The following is a 19,919-nucleotide window of genomic DNA, read 5'->3' as shown; positions in this document are numbered from 1 at the left end:
TGATGGAACGACAGGGGGCCTCACGGCCCCCTTGTCACTTTCAGCGCAGCACGTCGCTGCCCGCCGCTTCCTTCAGCAAGCGATCGCGGTCCGCGGGCAGCAGGAAGCCCTGCGCCATCGCGCGATCCGTCGCGGCCTTCACCGCGGCGAGGTAGCCCGCGCGATCCTTGTAGCGCTCCTCGAGCGACAAGCGCGGATCGCCACGAGCCTCGCGCTCGGCGCGCGTGCGCGCGAACGGCACGTAGCCGCCGGCGTAGTTGCAGACCTGCCCCGCATGGATGCCGTCGGCCGTGATGTTCCAGCCGAGGTAGGTCCCCAGCGGCGCCATCGTCAGCACCGTCGGCACGCCGCCGACCTCGTTGCCATCGGCATCGACGCGCGGCACCTTCGCCGGCAGGACGCTCCGGATCCTCGGCGGCACCTGGTCCGGCACCCCCGAGGCCTCCGTGCGATCGAACCCCGGACCCCAGTCGTAATCGAGCACCGGGAACACGAAGTTCTCCGGCTTGAAGATGCTCTCCGGGATGCCAGGCACGCCGCGCGGAAAGCCCATCGCCTCGCGCGTCGGGTCGACCAGTTCGCCGTCGGCCAGCGTCGGATAACGGCTCGGCGGCGGCGGCGTGCCCTTGAGCACCCACGCGCGCATCGCCGCGCTCAGCACGTTGCGCAGCTCCCGATGCGGCACCGGGTTCGCCGCCAGCGTGGCCTGGCCGAAGTTGTTGCCGGGGCACTGGAACGGCTTGCCGTCCACCTCGCTCCGGAAGCCGCCCGCCCCGCCGCCATGCGGGCTGCCGGCGACGTAGTAGCGCCGCACGTTCGGACCCAACGGGATGTCCGCGTCCGCCGACGAGCCGACCCACTCCAGCGACAGCTTGAGCGCATACACCTCGGCCGCGCCGAAATGCTCAAACACCTTCGGGCAGGTCTTCGTCGCCGTGCAGCGCGTGAGCAGGCCCTTGGCCGGCAGTCCGCGCGCCCTGTCCTCGCGGGCGACCCACCACTGCGGGCCTTCGCTGCCCATCTGGAAGAGCTCCAGCACCCCGTCCGGCTGCGCCCAGCGCGCGTTCGCGGCGACGCGGCGCCCCGCGATGATGGCCCAGGCGCCGTCATGGACCTGGCGGTTCGACTCGTCCTGGTTCAGGCCCATGAACAGGAACTGCCGGACCATGTTCCCCGATTGCGACACGCCCCGGATCGCGCTGCCGCGCACCTGGCCGGCGATCGGATTGGGCGTGCCGGCGTCGTCGGCCTTCGCGTGGCGGAAGAAGGCGCCGACGTCGCGGAACGCCGCCATGCCGACGCCCAGCACGTACGCGTTGCCCGCGGTGTAGGTGAGCTGATAGACCTTGCCCGGCTCGAAACCGCCGCGCACGCAGACGTGGACCGGCAGGTTGGCCGGTGCGCGGGCGGGGTCGATGTTGATCGGCGTGCCGGGGAACGGCGTCGCCACGTCGCAGCGCGCGAAGGCCCAGTCCTTCGGATCGATCGTGCGCTCGACGGTGACCTGTCCGTCGACGGTTTCCTTCGCATGCACGGTCAGCGTCGCGCCGGCCGTGTCGAGCGAGACCGGCAGGTAGGGCATCGGGTTGCCCTGCACCAGCAGCGGTTGCGAATCCAGCCCGGCGCGGTTGACGATGCGCGCCATCACCCGCCCGGTGACCGGCTTGCCGTCGATGCGGGCCACCGGCACGCGGACGTAGTGATGGCGCGCGGCCTCGGGCCGGACGGCCGGCACGCCGGTGTTGCCGGCGTTGTCGGCCTGCCAGCCGCTGCGCAGGCCGATGTCGCCGGCGGCCAGCTCGCCGGGCTGCAGCCGGACCTCGCCGCCGCGGTTGGGCACGTCGTGCCAGAGGAACCCGCTCGCGCGCTTGCGCCCGACGGGCCGGGTGAGGACCCAGTTCGTCTCATAGCGGACCTTGCCCTCGGCATCGGCGCCGAGCGTCAGGTCGGTGATCACCGCGTTGTGCGGGTCCGCCGGATCGAGCTCGCCGAAGGCCCGGCCGCGCAGCTGCTCATAGCCGCGCTGTTCGCCGATCAGCGGCGAGATCTCGTCGACGACGATGCGCGTCACCCGCGCCTGCGCGCTTCCGGCCGCCAGCAGGGCGACCGCCGCGGCCACCGAGGCCGCCCTCCGCGCGCGCCGGCTCATTGGCCCTTGAACAGGCCTTGGAACTGCCGCGACACCGGCAGCTTCTCGGCGCTGCCTTTCATCGACAGCTGCATCGTGTTCTCGTCCACGCGCGTGGCGCTGGCGATGAAGCGGCTGTTGACCAGCACCGAGCGGTGCACCTGCCAGAAAACCGCCGGATCGAGGTCGGTCAGCAACTCCTTGAGCGCGGTGCGGATCCAGGCCTCGCCGTCGCGGTGCACGACGCGGGTGTAGCGGCTGTCGCTCTGGAAGAACAGGATGTCGTCGGGCGCGATCAGCTGGATCTCGCGGCCTTGGCTGGCCTGGATCGGCCGCGACGACGGCCGCTGCGTGGGCAGCAGCTGGCGCAGCAGCTCGAGCGTCTCGGCGGGCATCGCCAGCATGCGCGGGGCATCGGGCTCGGCCGCGCCCGCCGCCTGGCGCTGGCGCAGCCGCTGCAGGCAGTGCTGCAGCCGCGCGTCCTCGACCGGCTTGAGCACGTAGTCCACCGCGCCGGCCTCGAAGGCCGACAGCGCGTGGTCGCCATAGGCGGTGACGAACACGACCCGCGGCGGCTCGGCGAGCTGCGACAGCCGCTGCGCGACCTCCAGGCCCGACATGCCCGGCATGCGGATGTCCAGGAAGCACAGCTGCGGTTCGTGCTCGAGGCAGTCGTCCCAGGCGTCGCAACCATTGACGCTGGCCGCCACGATCTCCAGCTCCGGCGCCAGCCGGGCCAGCGCGGCGCGCAGCTGCTCGCGCGGGCCTTCCTCGTCGTCCGCGATCAGCGTGCGGATCTTCGTTGTCATGGGTGTCTCCATCGATGTCGGTGGCGCGTCAGGCGCTCGGGGCGGAAGCCGGCACCTCGACCCAGGCCAGGCAGCCGGGCGCGTCCGCCGGCGCGGGCTCGAGCCCCAGCGCGGCGCGGCCGCCGAACTGCGCCATCAGCCGCTCCCGCGTGTTGGCCAGGCCCAGGCCGTCGCAGGCGCCGGGCGCCAGGCCCTGGCCGCCGTCCTGCACTTCCAGCCGCAGTCGTCCGCCGCCGATCGCCCGGGCCCTCACGGCGATGTGCCCGCCGCGCAGGCTGGGTTCGATGCCATGGGTGATCGCGTTCTCCGCCAGCGTCAGCAGCGTGCCCGGCGGCAGGCTCGCGCCCGCCATCGTCGCCTGCGCCGATTCGTCCAGCTCCAGCGACCACGTCAGCCGCTGCCCCAGCCGGGCCTGCATGATGTCCAGGTAGCTGCGCACGATCTGCAGCTCCTGCTCCAGCGGCAGCCGGTCCTGCTCGAACATCGGCAGCGTCGCCCTCAGATAGCGCGTCAGCGACCGCAGCGTCGGCCCCGCGCGGTCGTCGCGGGTGTCGACCCAGTGCTGCAGCGACGCCAGCGTGTTGAACAGGAAATGCGGCTGGATCTGCGCCGTCGCCAGCCGCTGCGCCATCGCGATGCGCTCATCCTGCGCATCCAGCTCCGCCAGCCGCGCGCCGAGCTGCTGCGTGCGGTACAGCGTCAGGAACCACCACGAGGACACCGTCAGCGTCATCCCGCCAGCACCGAACGGCAACAGGTCGCGCGCCTCCTCCCGGAAACCCAGCTTCACCATCACCAGCGTGACCAGCAGCATCAGCACGCTCAGTCCGAGCGTCGCGCCGTTGAACCGCGTGCGCGTCGGCTGGCGCCACAGCCAGCGCGCCACCCCCAGGCCCACCGTCGCCATCGCCAGGCCGCCAATCAAGATCACATGCGCCAGGTGCCGCGGCAGCATCGTGTAGAACACCAGACCCAGCACCAGCACGTTGCTCGTCACGTAGTAATCGATGCCGGTCGGCCAGGCGGCCAGGCCGGATCGGCTCAGCTCGGCATCCGTGAAGCTGCGTTGCGGGCCAGGGAAGATCAGGTAGGTCCAGTCGGAGCGCGCCGCTCCGGAAGCAGCGCGGGAGGCAGCGCCGGAAACAACGCCGGAAACCGCGCCTCGTGCGGCGTCAGGAGCATCGGCAGGAGCGCTGGGCGTGGTCATGCGGGCAGTCTAGGTCAGCATTCCTCGCCGCGTCGCCACTGGATGCGGTGAATGGCGGGCAGGTGGGATGGGCAGGCGACTGCGGCGACCGAGCAGGCCGCCTGGAAGACCGGTGCCCCTTTCCGCTCAGGCGCCTCCGCACGCTCGGCATTCGCTTCAAGGGGCACCGGTCTCCCAGGCGGCTTGGACGCCGTGGCGCGGTGGGGCGGCTTCGACGCCGTGGTGCGGTGCGGCAGCGTCGATGCCTTGGGGCGCGGCAGCGAGGTCAGGCGCGTCGCCTCAGCATTGGGGCTCGCCGCCGACGAAGACCTTCAAGGTCCCCGCGGGGATGGGAATCCAGGGCTCGCCGCGCGTCAGCGGCTCCGTCGCCACGATCGCGATGCGGTCGTCCTCCGTCGTCTTCGCCGCCAGGTCGACCGTCAGGTCCTCGTCCTGCAAGGTCACCGAGCCGAACGGCGGCTGGCGCAGCAGGTAATGCAGCTTCGTCGAGCCGTGCGCCCACAGCGCCTGGCCGTTGGACAGCAGCATGTTGAAGGTGCCATGCCGGTTCAGGGCGGGCAGCAGCTCGCGCAGCGTGTGGTTCAGCTCCTCGATCGCCGGCATCGTCGCGTGCGCCTTCGACAACTCCTGCATCAGCCAGCAGAACGCCTGCTCGCTGTCGGTCTGGCCCACCGGCTTGAAGGCCGCATGCAGCCGCGGCGCGAAACCCTTCAGGTCGCCGTTGTGCGCGAACACCCAGTACCGGCCCCACAGCTCGCGCACGAACGGGTGGGTGTTCTCCAGCGACACCACGCCCTGCGTGGCCTTGCGGATGTGCGCGATGACCACGTCGCTGCGGATCGGGTAGGTCTTCACCAGCTCCGCCAGCGGCGAGACCCGCGCGCTGTGGTGATCGACGAAATGCCGCAGCCCCCGCCCCTCGAAGAAGGCGATGCCGAAACCATCCTTGTGCTCGTGCGCCCGCGTCGCCAGCCCGGCGAAGCTGAACATCACATCCGTCGGTCGGCGGGCGTTCATGCCCATCAGCTGGCACATCGCGGACCTCGCTCAGCGCGTCATTCGAGGAACAGCCGGGTCAGCCCCTTCAGGCTGACCAGGTTGCCGGGGTTGCTGGTCTCGTTGAGCACGCCGCTCATGCGCTGCATCAACCGCGGACTCTTCTTCGCGCGCCAGATCAGCAGGTCCGCCAGCCACGGGAAGCGGTTCACGCGGTTGCCGCGCTCGTAGAGGTCGTACTTGGGCTGCAGCGCGCGCAGGCCCTGCTCGTACTGGGCGCGGACCTTCGCGTCGTCGGCGCGGTGCGCCAGGATCGCCTCGGCCGCCAGGATGCCGGTCTCCATCGCCTTGCCGATGCCCTCGCCGGTGAACGAGTAGGTCGACCCCGCCGCCTCGCCCGTCACCAGCAGCCCCGGCCGCGTCCAGCGCGCGCCCTTGAGCGTGCAGCGCAGCGGCGCGCCCTTGAGCTCGCCCACCAGCTCGCCCTCGGCCATCAGCCGCTTGGCCGGCGGGTAGTGCTCGACGAAGGCGTCGAAGATGGCCCGCAGGTTGACGTCCTTCTTGCGGCCCTTGCCGGCCATGTCCTTGTGGCTGTCGGTCACGCCGACGCCGATGTTGAAGCTGCCGTCCGGCGCCGGGAAGATCCAGCCGTAGCCCGGCTGCACCGGCTTGCACCAGACCACCTCCAGCGCCTTGATCTCGCCCACCAGCGACGGCGCGCGCACGTAGCCGCGCAGCGCGACGCCGCTGGGCGTGTGGCGCTCGCACATGCCGGCCGCCGTCAGCGCCTTGGGCACCGCGCCGGTGGCCAGGATCACCCAGTCCGCGGCGATCTCGTGCGCCTGGCCGTCGATCGTCAACCGCGCGCCGCGCACGCGGCCCTGGGCGTCCTCGAGCGCCGACTCGAAGCGCGCCGGCGCCAGGAACCGCGCGCCGGCCTCCTGGGCGCCGAGGTTCAGGATCTCGTCGAGCTGCTTGCGCGGCAGCACCGCCAGATGCCCGGGAACGTCGATGCGGCCGCCGCGCGGCCCGATGCAGCCCACATGCGTCGAGCGCTGCGCCCGCGCCATCACCCGCTCCAGCAGGCCCAGCCGGTCCAGCGCGTGGTGCGCGTCCGGGATCAGGCCGTCGCCGCAGACCTTGTCGCGGCCCAGCGGCTGCTGGTCGGCCAGGACCACGTCCAGGCCGGCCCGGGACAACCAGCGCGCCGCGGCGCTGCCGGCGGGACCGGCGCCGATGATCAGGACCTGGCAGGCGGCGGGCAGGCCCGCGGACGACTCGACGACCATGAATGCGTTTCGAACGGATGACGGAAGTCGGACATTCTAGGGAGCCCGGCCCAACGAAAAAAAGCGGGAGGGTCTCCCCTCCCGCTTTCGCGTGGCGTCGTGGCGCCGGCGAGGGCCGGAGCCCGCGCCGGTCCTCCCCTCATCAGAACGAGTAGGTCGCCCGCACGTAGTAGGCGCGACCGGTCGGGTCGGCGTAGCGCGAATCCCAGCCACCGCCCTGGAAGAGGTCTTCCTGGTTGGAGAACGGGGGATCGCGGTCGAACAGGTTGCGCACGCCCAGGACCAGCGACAGGTCCTTGCGCGGCGCCCAGCTGCCGAACACGTCGAAGGTCGTGTACGACGGCACGCGGGCATGCGTGCTCGGGTCGAAGTCGGCGTAGCCGGACTTGTAGCGCATGGTCACGCCGGCGCCGAACTGCTGGTACTTCCAGTTCGTCGTCAGGTTGTGCTGCCAGCGGAAGATCGGGCCCGACTCGCCGTAGTTGCCCACGTTCTGCACCCAGTAGCCGTCCTTGAAGTCCTGGAACTCGTACTTGGCGATGTAGGTGCTGTTCAGCGCGAAGTCGAACTGGCCGATCGGGCTGTTCAGGCGGTACTGCGCGCTCAGGTCCAGGCCGTTGGTGCGGACCTTGCCGAGGTTGAGCAGCGTCTGGTCGACGTAGCCGCACTCGTCGCCGGGGCAGTTGCTGGCGATGGACAGCGTGTTGCCCGGACCGAAGTGGTAGTACTGCTGCAGCGCCGGGAAGTCGTAGTAGCCGTTGAACAGGGCGAACTGCGGGATCGAGCCGATCTTGTCCTTCAGGTGCACCCACCAGAAGTCGATGCCCACGCTGGCGTTGGCCACCGGCTCGTAGACGAAGCCCAGCGTCGCGGTCTTGGACTTCTCCGGACGCAGGTTCTTGTTGCCGGCGTTGAGCACCTGGAACTGGGCCTCGCACTGGCTGCCGTTCTGGCCGTCCGCGCACAGCAGCGGGTTGGCGTAGTTGCCGGCGGTGTTGGTGTAGGCCGGGCTGGCGTACAGCTCATACAGCGTCGGGGCGCGGAAGCCGGTCGAGGCCGAGCCGCGCACCAGCAGTTCCTTGACCGGCTGGAAGCGGAAGCTGACCTTGGGGTTGGTCGAGCTGCCGAAGTCGCTGTACTTGTCGTAGCGCAGCGAGCCGGTCACGTCCAGCGACTTGAACACCGGCACGTTGAGCTCGCCGTACAGCGCCGAGACGTTACGCGAGCCTTCGGCCAGCGAGTTCGGATCCACGCCGGTGGAGGCCGAGACCTTGGAGGCGAACTCGGTGTTGGCGGCCGACTTGAACTTCTCGCGGCGCAGCTCGACACCCAGCGCCAGCTGGGCGGCGCGACCGGCGCCGAACCAGTCGCTCAGGTCGCGGCTCGCATGGGCGTTCAGGTTGGTGACGGTGCCCTTGGCGGACTCCAGCAGGCCGTTGAGCGCGGCCTGCTGCAGCAGCGCGTTGCCGGCGGCGGTCTGGTCGCCGAACGGGTTGATCGTGCCGTCGGCCAGGCCCGCGCCGATCAGGTCGCCGTCGCCGTAGCCGCTGACCAGGTACTGGTCGACCTTGTTGCGGTTGTAGGACAGGTTGACCGAGTAGTCCCAGCCCAGGCCGTTGCCGTCGGCCGTCAGCATCAGGCGCTGCTGGTTGTTCTTGTTGGTCTGGCCGCGCGAGCCGTTGGGGAAGTCGCGCCAGTACACCAGCACCGGCTTGGTCGGGTCGATGTTGGAACCCGCGGGCGGCGTCGGGTAGAACGCCGTGCCCGGGTTGACCGCGTAGCCGCCGTACGGCACCGGGGCGACGTAGGTGGTGACCTTGTTGGAGGTGGCGAACAGCTCGGCGCCCAGCGTCAGGCTGTCGTTGACCAGCAGCGAGCCCTTGAGCATGCCGGAGGTGTTCTCCGAGGCCGGCGTGAAGTCGACGAACGAGGCGGTGACCAGCTTGCAGTCGCCGGCCGAGTTGATCATCTGCGTGCCGCTGCAGGCGCTGCCCGTCGGGTTGTAGAAGGTCGCGTTGTCCTGCGTGTAGTTGGCCGGCGAGGTGCTGTAGGACAGGCCGCCCGGCATGCGCTGGTTGAACGGGCGCTGGGTGCCGTTGATCGGGTCCTGCTTGCGGTAGGAGATCGAGCCGAAGATGTTGAAGCCCTGCTTCTGCAGGTCGCCGTAGCCGTAGCCGGCGTTGATGTTGCGGGTCTTGCCGCCGGACTTCTCGGGCTGGTCCGCGCCCAGGGTGATCGAGCCGCCCTGGAAGTTGGACTTGGTGATGAAGTTGATCACCCCGCCGATCGCGTCCGTGCCGTACAGCGCCGAGGCGCCGTCACGCAGCACCTCGATGCGGTCGATCGCCGCGAACGGGATCATGTTCAGGTCCGGCGCCGTGCCGTCCACCGCGTTGTTGGCGATGCGCTGGCCGTTGAGCAGCACCAGCGTCTTGTCCGCGCCGATGCCGCGCATGTTGGCGAAGGAGGCGCCGCCGGTGTTCGACCCGATCGACTGCGCCGCGTTGGTGTTGGCCTGCACCGAGGACAGGTTGGCCATGACCTGCTCGACGGACGTGATGCCCGATTTCTTCAGGTCGTCCATCTTCACGACCGTCACCGGGACCGCGGTCTCGGCGTCGATGCGCTTGATGGCCGATCCCGTGACCACGACCCGCTCGAGCTGGGCCTGATCCTGTTGTTCCTGTGCCAGCGCCGGGAAAGACGCGGCCGCAATGGTGGCGGCGACTGCCAGGCTCACCGCGTTCAGCTTGTACATCTCTGCAACTCCTGATGGGTTACACCGAGGCTTGTCAGCACGGCGTAACAAAAAAAGGCCACGGGGTATCCATGGCTCAGGGCAGTGTGCAGAACCCCCCATGTACTTTTGTTGCGGGGGTGCGCTTAGTAATAGAAGGGGGCGGCTGGCATTTCTGAGTCGTCACAACTCCAGGAAAACCCTGACGCCGATTTGAGAAACCGTTGCTGTCGTGCGACAACTCGGTGACATATGGCGTCGTGAAGGATCCGCGAAGCCGCGGTTTCCGGCTGTTAACCAAGGGTGAACCCGAATCATCCGGCGACATTTCGTTGCCGGATACCAACGAGAAATTGGGGGGTTCTCTAGCAATTTAACTTTACGCGTATGGTGTTTTTGGAGGGTTTGTTTAGTAGGACACGTTGTGAATCAATGACTTATCTCACCCGTCGTGTCACCGAGGCGATAGGTGGATCAGCGCTTCCGGTCTTGTGACCTAGAGAGTTCCCCGACGGGCGCAAAAGGGGGCTGCCAAAGAATTGCCCGTTCGGAACAGCTATTCGGCGAGTGCTCCCAACCCGGGAACCGGCCGCCGCGCTGTCTGCCGTGGTTCGCAAAGGTTCCACAGCTCATATCGGGAAGCACATATGCATCAACGTACTACTCTCTCCGCAGCCGCCCTGTTGGTCCTGGGCGGGCTCGCGGGCCTGGCGCAGGCGCAGCAAACCACCGACCAGGGCGCCCAGAAGCTCGAACGCGTCGAGGTCGTCGGCTCCGCCATCAAGCGCACCAACGCCGAAGGCGTGTCGCCGGTGGAAGTGCTGTCGCGCAAGCAGATCGAGCGCACCGGCGCCACCTCGGTCAACGAACTGCTGCGTTCGATCCCCTCGATCGACATCTTCGACCAGGGCGAACTGGCGTCGAACTCGCCGGCCGGTTCCGGCACGGCCAACATCGCCATGCGTGGCCTGAGCAGCAGCGAAGTGCTGGTGCTGGTCAACGGCCGCCGCATGCCGGTCAACGCGCTGTATGACTCGTCGGGCGCGGGCGCCGCGTTCGACATCAACTCGCTGCCGATCGGCGCGATCGAGCGCGTCGAAATCCTGAAGGACGGCGGCTCGGCGCTGTACGGCGCGGACGCCATCGCCGGTGTCATCAACTTCGTCACGAAGACCGATTACCAGGGCATCGAGGCCTCGGGCAGCTGGGGCCAGTCCAGCCGCGGCGACGGCACCGAGAAGCGCGTGAGCCTGGCCGCCGGCTTCGGCGACCTGAGCACCGACCGCTACAACTTCCTGTTCGGCCTGGACGTGCTCAAGCGCGATCCGATCCTTCGCAAGGATCGTCCGATCTCGAACTCGGTGAACTTCACGCCTTACGGCGGCAACGACTCGCGCAGCTCGTTCTCGCCGACCGGCAACGTGATCGACCCGAACTTCGGCAACAACGTGATGCCGTACAAGGCTTGCCCCGAGGGCAACCTGTCCAACAACGTCTGCCGCTACGACTTCAACGCCTCGCTGCTGACCGCCTACAACGGCGCCGACCGCAAGAGCGCGATGGCCGTGGGCAGCTTCCAGATCAACCCGGACACGAAGGCCTTCGTCGAAGCGACCTACTCCGATTCGAAGGACCGCTTCGAAGCGCACCCGGTGCCCGACTTCTTCATCGTCCCGGTGACCAGCCCGTCGCAGCTGCCGTACCAGATCCTGGACGCGAACGGCAACGGCACCGGCAAGGTGTACATCGCCGGCCGCTTCATGCAAGGCGGCCCGCGCATCACCGAGCGCAAGTCCAAGTTCCTGAACGTCGCCACCGGCCTGGAAGGCACGTTCCGCAACTACGACTGGAAGGTCTCGCTGTCGCGCGGCCAGAGCAAGGTCACCAACAGCGACTTCAACTACTACGACGCCACGAAGTGGCTCGATGCCACCAGCAGCGGCGCGCTCGATCCGACCGTCGACACCAATGACGCCGCCTTCGTCGAAGGCCTGAAGGTCAAGCCGGTCCGCACCGGCAAGTCGGTGCTGACGACGTTCAACGCGCAGGTCGCAGGCGACCTGTTCAACCTGCCGGCAGGCGCGGTCAAGTTCGCCGTGGGCGTGAACGTCAACCGCGAGACGCTGTCGGACAACCCCGATCCGATGACGCAGGCCGGCGATGTCGTTGGCTCGATCGCCCAAGCCGCGGTGGAAGCCAAGCGCACCTACAAGGCGGTCTACACCGAACTGTCGATCCCGATCCTGAAGTCCCTGGAAGGCCAGGCCGCGGTCCGCTACGACAAGTACCCCAACGCCGACGCCACCAGCCCGCGCGTGGGCCTGAAGTGGACGGTGATGCCTGAGCTGGCGTTCCGTGGTTCGTACACCCGCAGCTTCCGCGCCCCGGTGCTCAAGCAGCTGTTCGGTGCCCAGGAACAGGGCGCTATCACCATCACCGATCCCAAGCAGTGCACCCAGCTGGGCGTGCCGCTCGACGCGTCGGGCAAGTGCCAGCTGAACGCCTTCGAGGTGAACGGCTCCAACCCGGACCTGCAGCCGGAGAAGGGCAAGACCTTCAACCTCGGCGCGGTGTTCGAGCCCTTCAAGGACGTCAACGCCAGCATCGACTGGTGGAAGATCAAGAAGACCAACGACATCTCGTCGCCGACGATCGGCTCCGCGATCGAGGACGGCCGCTGGGTCAAGGAAGGCGCGCGCTACAGCATCTTCACCAACCTGCAGAACATCGCCGAGCATGAGACCTCGGGCGTGGACGTCGACGCGCGCTGGCGCGTGGGCAGCACGTTCGCCGGCAACGTGACGCTGCGCAACCTGCTGAGCTACTACTACCACAACAAGAAGAAGAGCGGCGCCGGCGACGAGTGGGAAGAGTTCTCGGGCACCTACGCCACCCCGCGCTTCCGCAACACGTTCAACGTCAGCGTCGAGAACGGCCCGTGGGCCTACGGCGTGAGCTGGCGTACCGTGGGCGGCTTCTGGGATACCGACGAGGCCCGTCCGCTGGCCGCCGGTACCAAGAAGGTCGGCAACCACGAGGAAGCCGACGTCCTGGTGCAGTACTCGGGCGTCAAGAACCTGGAACTGAGCTTCGGCGTGAAGAACCTGTTCGACCGCATGCCGCCGTTCAGCGCCACCAACGCCAACAGCAACCTGTACACCCAGATGGGCTTCGCGGAGCTGTACAGCAACCGCGGCCGCTACTTCCAGCTGGGCGCGAAGTACACCTTCCGTTGAAATCCGGACGGCTGTAGACCGCACTGCGAAGGGCACCGGCAACGGTGCCCTTTTTCATTCCAACCTGAACCCGACATGACACGACACCAACCCGATGCGCGCCGCCGCGCGCTGGTGGCCGCGGCCACGCTGACGCCGCTGGCCGGCCTGCCCTCGCTGTCCCTCGCCCAATCGAGCGCGCCCCCCAAGCTCGAGGACTTCTTCCGCAACCCGGTGCTCAGCGGCGCGCGCCTGGCCCCCGGCGGCAAGCTGATCGCCGGCACCCGCGTGACCAACGGGCGCAACAACATCGTGGTGCTCGACGTCGCGACCCGCAAGGTCAAGATCATCACGAACTTCAGCGACGCCGACGTCACCGGCGTCACCTGGATCAACGCCGAGCGGCTGATCTTCAGCATGGTCGACCGCCAGCGCGGCGGCGGCGACCAGACCGCCGCCGCCGGCCTGTTCGCGATCGACGCCGACGCCGGCCGCTTCATGACGCTGGCCGAGCGCTCCTTCGTCTCCGAGGGCGGCAAGCTGCTGCCCGCCAGCAGCAGCTTCCACTCGCGCGTCGTCGAGAACGGCCAGCTGACCGACGAGGTCCGCGTCCAGGTCCACTCGTACCAGGCCAAGGGCAAGCAGTCCTCGACGCTGGTCAAGCTCAACACGGTCACGGGCCGCTACACCTCGCTGACGCTGGGCGCGCCCGGTGACGCGCAGCAATGGCTGGTCGACGGCAAGGGCGTCGTGCGCTGCTGCGTGAGCTACCACGACGAGACCTTCGCGCTGCACTACCGCGCCGCCGACGACGGCCCCTGGAGCAAGGTCTACAGCTGGCGCGACGAGGAGACCGCCGCGGCGCTCAAGCCCGAGTCGATCGCCACCGACGGCCGGATCTACGTCGTCGCCTACAACGGCAACGACACCAGCGGCATCTACCTGTTCGACCCCAAGACCCAGAAGCTCGAGCCCACGCCGGTCTTCGCCGTCAAGGGCTTCGACGCCGACGAGGTCGCGATGCTGCATGACCGTGTCGGCGAGCGGCTGCTGGGCATCGCCTACGAGGCGATCAACCCCGGCACCTACTGGCTCGACGACGAGCGCGCCGCGCTGCAGGCCACCGTCGACAAGGCGCTGCCCGACACGGTCAACACGATCCAGGTCGAAGGCAAGGGCGACGACCGGGTGGTGCTGGTGTCCTCCTCGTCCGACCGCGAGCCGGGCCGCTACTACCTCTACCAGGTCAAGGACGACAAGTTCCAGGGCCTGGGCGCGTCGCGGCCCTGGATCAAGGCCGACGCGATGCGGCCCACGACCTTCTTCCGCTACGCCGCCCGCGACGGCATGCAGATCCCCGCGCAGCTGACGCTGCCCGCCGGCGACGGCAAGCCGCCGCTGATCGTGCTGCACTACGGCGGCCCGTGGGTGCGACCGGTCCACATGCACTGGGACCCCATCGTGCAGTTCCTGGCCTCGCGCGGCTACGCCGTCTTCATGCCGGCGCCGCGCGCGTCGACCGGCTTCGGCGACAAGCTGTTCCGCGCCGGCTGGAAGCAGTGGGGCCTGGGCATGCAGGACGACGTCACCGACGGGGTCAAGCAGCTGATCGCGCAGGGCAAGGTCGACGGGCAGCGCATCTGCATCATGGGCGCCAGCTACGGCGGCTACCTGACGATGATGGGCCTGGTGAAGGAGCCTGGCCTGTTCAAGTGCGGCGTCAACTGGGTCGGCGTGACCGACCCGAGCTTCATGTTCACCGTCACCTGGACCGACTTCAACCGCTTCGGCGGTCCCGACACCAGCCTGCGCCGCCTGATCGGCGATCCGGACAAGGACGTGGAGCAGTTCAAGCAGACCTCGCCGCTGCTGCGCGCCGCCGAGATCAAGCAGCCGGTGCTGATGGGCTACGGCGCCCAGGACGTGCGCGTGCCGATGATCAACGGCGAGAAGATGCGCGACGCCTTGAAGGGCCACAACAAGAACGTCGAGTGGGTCGTCTATCCGGACGAGGCCCACGGCTGGCGCCGCGAAGCCAACAACGTCGACTTCTGGGGCCGCGTCGAGAAGTTCCTGGCCAAGAACCTGGCCTGAAGCGTGACCCGAGGCGTGGCCGGACCGGCCGCGCCGACGGGCCGCGCCAACGAAAAAGCCCGGCCGCGCGAGCGGCCGGGCTTTGTTTCGAGCGCAGGCCCGAACGGTCGATCAGAAGCCGTAGGCGGCGCGCACGAAGAAGGCGCGGCCCAGCGGGTCCGAGTAACGCGGGTCATAGCCGCGCTGCGAGCGCGACGACTGGTTGGAGAACGGCGGGTCGGTGTCGAACAGGTTCTTCACGCCCAGCGTCAGCGACGTGGCCTTGTTGAACTTGTAGGTGCCCGACAGGTCCACCAGCGTGTACGAGTCGACGTCGCCGTAGAACGACGCGCCGCCCACCACCGTGGTCGGATCGTTCTGGTCGCGGTAGCCGGACTGGTGGCGCACCGCCAGGCGCGCGCCCCAGTTGTTCATGGCCCACGCGGCGGAGATGTTGTGCTTCCAGCGGAAGACCACGCTGCCGTCGTTGTAGTTGGCCAGGCGGCTCTTGTACGGATCGGCCGGGTTGGTCTGGTAGTCGTACTTGCGCACGTAGGTGCCCTCGTACGCCAGCGACATGTTGCCCCAGCCGCCCAGGCCCTGGCTGTACGCCGCGCTGAAGTCGAAACCGTCGGTCTTGATGCGGCCGATGTTCTCGTTGTGCGTGATCAGGTAGGCGATCGCCGGACCGTTCACCCACAGGCCCGAGCAACGCTGCAGGTTGGCCTGCTCGGCCACCGGCACCTGGTTGCAGCGCACGATGCGGTCGGCGTAACGGGTCGAGTTCGCCAGCAGCGAGTCCACCGGCAGCACGTCGATCTGGTCGCGCAGCTTGATGTTCCAGTAGTCCACCGCGACGGTCAGCGCCTTCATCGGCTCGAACACCGCGCCCAGCGTGAAGGTCTTGGACTTCTCCGGCTTCAGGTTGGCGTCGCCGCCGTTCTGCACCTGCGGCTGCTGGCCGCAGTCCCGCGAACCCACCGCGCCGCGCGAGACGATCGGCTTGCCCTGCGCGTCGCACAGGAACGGATCGTTCTTGGCGCCCGCGGTGAAGGTCACCGACTTGGGCGCGTACAGGTCGTCCAGCGCCGGGGCGCGGAAGCCGGTGTTGTACGAGGTGCGGAAGGCCAGTTCCTTCATCGGCTGGAAGCGCAGGCCGATCTTCGGGTTGGTCGTGCGGCCGGCGTCGGAGTAGTCGTCGGTGCGCAGCGCCAGCTGGACCTCGACCATCTTGTGCACCGGCAGCAGCAGCTCGACGCCGATCGCCTTCACGTCGCGCTTGCCGCCGACGTGGTTGGGCGAACGGCCGGCCGACGGGATCGCCAGCACGACGGCGTCGTTGGTGTCGTTCTTGTAGAACTCCTTGCGGAACTCGCCGGCCACCGCGATCGCGGCGCGGCCGCCCGGCAGGTCGAAGATCTCCTTGCTGACGCGGGCGTCGATGCTCTTGGTCGTGCCCAGCGCGTTGGCGAAGACGCCGGAGCGCTTGGCCTGCTGGATGATCGCCAGCTGCGCCGGGGTGGCCTCGCCGAACGGGTTCAGGTTGCCCGCGGCGACCTGGGAGCGCACGAACGGCGCGTTGACGTAGCCGTCGACGGCCGCGTCATTGGCGGTGCTGCGCGAGTACAGCGCGCCGACGCGGTAGTCCCAGCCGGCGACCACGCCGGAGAGGTCGGCCACGACGCGTTGCGCCTCGGCATGCGCGGCGTTGGTCCGCGGACCCGCCGGCACCATGCGCCAGCCCACGCTGATCGGCTGCGTCAGGTCGATGCCGGGATAGTTGCGCGGGAAGAACGGGTTGCTCGGCTGCATCGTGATGCCGGTGACCGGATCCGGCGCGACGCGCGACACGTTGTCGTTGACCGTCTGGTTGCCTTCCAGCGAGAACTGGTGGTCCTCGGACAGCTTGAAGGTGAAGCGGCCGGCCAGCGTGTCCTGCTTCGTGTCCGGGACGATGTCGATCGTCGAGCTGAAGTCGAAGATGCAGTTGGCCGGGTTGGTCGGGCTGACGATGGACAGCGGCGGCTGGCAGCCCGGCGCGGTCGGGTTGCCGCCGAAGGTGCTGCCCTGCGAGAAGTTGCCCGGGAAGGTCGTGCCCGAGCTGCCGGCCACGCCGCGCGACGGGATGATGCCGGTCTTGGAGAAGTCGCGGTCCAGCGCCCGCACGCGCTGCTGGCGGCGCTGGTCGTAGGAGGCCCAGAAGTTGATGCGGTCCTTCTCCAGGTCGCCGAAGCCGACCGTGATGGAGGCGCCTTCCTTCTTGCCGCCGTCCTCGTCCGGACGGGTGGCTTCCACGACGAACTGGCCGCCGCGGAAATTGCTCTTCGTGATGAAGTTGATGACGCCGCCGATGGCGTCCGTGCCGTACACGGCGGAGGCGCCGTCGCGCAGCACCTCGACGCGGTCGATGACGGCGAACGGGATCGAGTTCAGGTCGACCGCGGTGGCGCCGAAGGCGAAGGCCGTCATGCGGCGGCCGTTCAGCAGCACCAGCGTCTTGTTGGTGCCCAGGCCCCGCAGGTTGGCGTAGGCCGCGCCGCCGGTGCTCGAGCCGATCGAGTTGGAGCCGGTGTTGCTGGACTGGCTGGACGCGAGCAGGTCGATGATCTGCTCGACGCTGGTGACGCCCGACTGGCGCAGCTCATCGGCCTTGATGACCGAGATCGGCAGCGCGCCTTCGTCGGAGATCGAGCGCTTGATGGCGGAGCCGGTGATTTCGATGCGTTCCAGCTGCTGGGGCTGCGCGTCCTGTGCGTGCGCGCCCATCGAGGCCGCGAGGATCGCTGCGGCCAGGCTGACTTGGCGAAGGGTGTGGGACATGCCTGTTCCGTGAAATGGCAAAAATGACAAGCAGCTTCCGGTCATGGACAAACGCCCCACGTCCGAATGCTGCGCGTTGGTGAAGAAACTTTAAGGAACAGGTGTTTCCGCCGACCCCAGGGCTCTTCCTTACGGGATTGCCGCTCTTGTGAATCGCTATGCGAACCTGTACTCGCGCCCGCGCCATCCCAGGTGCCGGAAGTCAGGGCGATGCTTCGGGCGGTGCTCGCCCGAAATAGCAGAAGTGATACGACGGAAAAAGCGAAGCGGCCCACGAGGGGCCGCTTCAGGCGCCGTTGTCGTACGCCGCACGAAGGCGGCGGATCGCGACAGATGACGGCGCGGTCGGGAGGTCGGGGGCGAACTCAGCGGGCCGCGGCCGCCTTGCGCTTCTGGCGCCAGGCGTGCAGCAGCGGTTCGGTGTAGCCGCTGGGTTGTTCACGCCCCTTGAACACCAGATCGAGCGCCGCTTGGTAGGCCATGCTGTCCGGATGGCCCGCCATCGGCTCGTACAGCGCGTCGCCGGCGTTCTGGCCGTCGACCACCGATGCCATGCGTTCGAATGTCGCCCGAACTTGTTGCTCGGTCACGACGCCGTGGGTGATCCAGTTCGCTATGTGCTGGCTCGAGATGCGCAGCGTGGCGCGGTCCTCCATGAGGCCGACCTGGTTGATGTCGGGCACCTTGGAGCAACCGACCCCCTGGTCGATCCAGCGCACCACGTAGCCGAGGATGCCCTGGACGTTGTTGTCGAGCTCCTGCTGCTTGTCGGCGTCGGACCAGTTCGGCGCCGCGGCGACCGGAATGGTCAGCAGGCGCTGCAGCAGTTCGGCGCGGTCGATCGACGGCGCCTCGGCCTCGATCTGCTGCTGCACCTGCGCGACGCTGACCTGGTGGTAATGCAGCGCGTGCAGCGTCGCGGCGGTCGGGCTCGGCACCCAGGCGGTGTTGGCGCCGGCCTTCGGATGGGCGATCTTCTGCTCCAGCATCGCGGCCATCAGGTCGGGCATGGCCCACATGCCCTTGCCGATCTGGGCGCGGCCGCGCAGGCCGGCGCTCAGGCCGACCAGCACGTTGTTGCGCTCGTAGGCCTGGATCCAGGCGCTGGTCTTCATCTCGCCCTTGCGCAGCATCGGGCCGGCCAGCATCGCGGTGTGCATCTCGTCGCCGGTGCGGTCCAGGAAGCCGGTGTTGATGAAGGCGACGCGGCTGGGCGCCGCGGCGATGCAGGCCGCGAGGTTCACGCTGGTGCGGCGCTCCTCGTCCATGATCCCCAGCTTCACCGTGGAGGCCGGCAGGCCCAGCAGCTGCTCGACGCGGCCGAACAGCTCGTTGGCGAAGCCGACCTCGGCCGGGCCGTGCATCTTGGGCTTGACGATGTAGATCGAGCCCTGGCGCGAGTTGCGCAGGCCCGAGCCCGACAGCTGCTTCAGGTCATGCAGCGCGATCAGCGTCGTGATCACCGCGTCCATGATCCCCTCGGGGATCTCGCGGCCGCCGTCGAGCAGGATGGCCGGGTTGGTCATCAGGTGGCCGACGTTGCGCACGAACAGCAGCGAGCGGCCCGGCAGCACGACGTCCTCGCCGCCGGTGGCGGCCTTGTAGACGCGGTCCGGATTCAGGCGCCGCACGAAGCTGCGGCCGCCCTTGCTGACTTCCTCGGTCAGCGAGCCGCGCAGGATGCCCAGCCAGTTGCGATAGGCCAGCAGCTTGTCCTCGGCGTCGACGGCGGCGATCGAGTCCTCGAGGTCCAGGATCGTCGACAGCGCCGATTCCATCAGCAGGTCGGCCACGCCGGCGGCGTCGGTCTTGCCGATCGGGGAGGCGCGGTCGACCTGGATCTCGATGTGAATGCCGTGGTGGCGCAGCAGGATCGCCGTCGGCGCGGCGGCGTCGCCCAGGTAGCCGACGAACTGCGCCGGATCGGCCAGCGCGGCGGTCTGGCCGTCCTTCAGCGCGACCGCGAGCGCGGTGCCCTCGACGCGGTAGCCGGTGGCGTCCGCGTGCGACGCGCCCGCCAGCGGCGCGGCCTGGTCCAGCACCTGGCGGGCGAAGGCGATGACCTTGGCGCCGCGCGCCGGGTTGTAGCCGCCGGCGCGTTCGGCGCCGTCGGTCTCGGGGATCGCGTCGGTGCCATAGAGCGCGTCGTACAGCGAGCCCCAGCGCGCGTTGGCGGCGTTCAGCGCGTAACGCGCGTTCAGGATCGGCACCACCAGTTGCGGGCCGGCCTGCAGCGCGAGTTCGGCGTCGACGTTGGCGGTCGTCGCGCGCGCGTCGGCGGGCACCGGCACCAGGTAGCCGATCTCGCGCAGGAAGGCCTGGTAGGCGGCCATGTCGGCGATCGGGCCCGGGTGGGCGCGGTGCCAGCCGTCGAGTTCGGTCTGCAGCCGGTCGCGCTCGGCCAGCAGCGCGGCGTTCTTGGGCGCCAGGTCGTGCGCCAGCGCGTCGAAGCCCTGCCAGAACGCCGCCGGCTCGATGCCGGTGCCGGGCAGGGCCTCGGTCTCGATGAAGCGGGCCAGGTCGGCGTCGATCTGGAGGCGGTGATGTTGGCTGCGTGCGCTCATGGGGACTCCCGGAAGACGGAGGAAGGACGGCGAAAGGGGTGGTGGAAAGACGGTAAAGAGACGGTGCGGAGACGGTGGAGC

Annotated in this window: 10 protein-coding genes; 2 read left to right on the top strand and 8 right to left on the bottom strand. The window is 68.7% G+C overall.

Annotated elements, in window-relative coordinates:
* Positions 1–40 precede the first annotated feature (40 nt).
* From N5D62_RS13615 to N5D62_RS13590, 6 genes are all read right to left on the bottom strand, one after another.
* Positions 41–2,149, bottom strand: a complete 2,109-nt coding sequence (locus tag N5D62_RS13615; RefSeq protein WP_279758363.1) for an alpha/beta hydrolase domain-containing protein — start codon at positions 2,147–2,149, stop codon at positions 41–43.
* On the bottom strand, positions 2,146–2,937 hold the full coding sequence (locus N5D62_RS13610) for a LytTR family DNA-binding domain-containing protein (protein ID WP_279758362.1): 792 nt from the start codon (positions 2,935–2,937) through the stop codon (positions 2,146–2,148). Before N5D62_RS13610 ends, N5D62_RS13615 begins: the two co-directional genes overlap by 4 nt.
* A 28-nt stretch (positions 2,938–2,965) precedes the next feature.
* Positions 2,966–4,144 (bottom strand): histidine kinase, encoded by a 1,179-nt coding sequence (locus N5D62_RS13605; RefSeq protein ID WP_279758361.1) that lies wholly within the window; start codon positions 4,142–4,144, stop codon positions 2,966–2,968.
* A gap of 279 nt (positions 4,145–4,423) precedes the next feature.
* A complete protein-coding gene (locus N5D62_RS13600; protein ID WP_279758360.1) occupies positions 4,424–5,179 on the bottom strand; it encodes a class II glutamine amidotransferase in 756 nt (251 codons plus the stop codon).
* A gap of 20 nt (positions 5,180–5,199) precedes the next feature.
* Positions 5,200–6,429: a geranylgeranyl reductase family protein gene (locus tag N5D62_RS13595; protein WP_279758359.1), complete on the bottom strand. Its 1,230-nt coding sequence runs from the start codon at positions 6,427–6,429 to the stop codon at positions 5,200–5,202.
* 142 nt (positions 6,430–6,571) lie between these two features.
* A complete protein-coding gene (locus tag N5D62_RS13590; RefSeq protein WP_279758358.1) occupies positions 6,572–9,187 on the bottom strand; it encodes a TonB-dependent receptor in 2,616 nt (871 codons plus the stop codon).
* 626 nt (positions 9,188–9,813) lie between these two features.
* Between N5D62_RS13590 and N5D62_RS13585 the strand changes: the two genes are divergently transcribed.
* On the top strand, positions 9,814–12,402 hold the full coding sequence (locus tag N5D62_RS13585) for a TonB-dependent receptor (protein ID WP_279758357.1): 2,589 nt from the start codon (positions 9,814–9,816) through the stop codon (positions 12,400–12,402).
* A gap of 75 nt (positions 12,403–12,477) precedes the next feature.
* A complete protein-coding gene (locus N5D62_RS13580) occupies positions 12,478–14,475 on the top strand; it encodes a prolyl oligopeptidase family serine peptidase (protein ID WP_279758356.1) in 1,998 nt (665 codons plus the stop codon).
* 111 nt (positions 14,476–14,586) lie between these two features.
* Here N5D62_RS13580 and N5D62_RS13575 read toward each other — a convergent pair whose 3' ends face one another.
* Both N5D62_RS13575 and N5D62_RS13570 read right to left on the bottom strand, forming a co-directional pair.
* Complete coding sequence (locus N5D62_RS13575) at positions 14,587–17,274, bottom strand: TonB-dependent receptor (RefSeq protein ID WP_279758355.1); 2,688 nt, start codon at positions 17,272–17,274, stop codon at positions 14,587–14,589.
* 365 nt (positions 17,275–17,639) lie between these two features.
* A complete protein-coding gene (locus tag N5D62_RS13570) occupies positions 17,640–19,838 on the bottom strand; it encodes a malate synthase G (RefSeq protein ID WP_279758354.1) in 2,199 nt (732 codons plus the stop codon).
* Between the last annotated feature and the right edge of the window lie 81 nt (positions 19,839–19,919).

The sequence above is a fragment of the Mitsuaria sp. GD03876 genome (genome assembly GCF_029840635.1).
Taxonomy (GTDB): Bacteria; Pseudomonadota; Gammaproteobacteria; order Burkholderiales; family Burkholderiaceae_C; genus Roseateles.
Note: the sequence above shows the minus strand (reverse complement) of the source record. Positions and strands in the feature narration are given on the sequence as shown.

What these genes read in the sequence shown, in the direction of transcription:
- N5D62_RS13595 (WP_279758359.1), bottom strand. Translation starts at nt 6,429, where the DNA reads ATGGTCGTCGAGTCGTCCGCGGGCCTGCCCGCCGCCTGCCAGGTCCTG.
- N5D62_RS13585 (WP_279758357.1), top strand. Translation starts at nt 9,814, where the DNA reads ATGCATCAACGTACTACTCTCTCCGCAGCCGCCCTGTTGGTCCTGGGC.
- N5D62_RS13600 (WP_279758360.1), bottom strand. Translation starts at nt 5,179, where the DNA reads ATGTGCCAGCTGATGGGCATGAACGCCCGCCGACCGACGGATGTGATG.
- N5D62_RS13580 (WP_279758356.1), top strand. Translation starts at nt 12,478, where the DNA reads ATGACACGACACCAACCCGATGCGCGCCGCCGCGCGCTGGTGGCCGCG.
- N5D62_RS13590 (WP_279758358.1), bottom strand. Translation starts at nt 9,187, where the DNA reads ATGTACAAGCTGAACGCGGTGAGCCTGGCAGTCGCCGCCACCATTGCG.
- N5D62_RS13605 (WP_279758361.1), bottom strand. Translation starts at nt 4,144, where the DNA reads ATGACCACGCCCAGCGCTCCTGCCGATGCTCCTGACGCCGCACGAGGC.
- N5D62_RS13615 (WP_279758363.1), bottom strand. Translation starts at nt 2,149, where the DNA reads ATGAGCCGGCGCGCGCGGAGGGCGGCCTCGGTGGCCGCGGCGGTCGCC.
- N5D62_RS13610 (WP_279758362.1), bottom strand. Translation starts at nt 2,937, where the DNA reads ATGACAACGAAGATCCGCACGCTGATCGCGGACGACGAGGAAGGCCCG.
- N5D62_RS13570 (WP_279758354.1), bottom strand. Translation starts at nt 19,838, where the DNA reads ATGAGCGCACGCAGCCAACATCACCGCCTCCAGATCGACGCCGACCTG.
- N5D62_RS13575 (WP_279758355.1), bottom strand. Translation starts at nt 17,274, where the DNA reads ATGTCCCACACCCTTCGCCAAGTCAGCCTGGCCGCAGCGATCCTCGCG.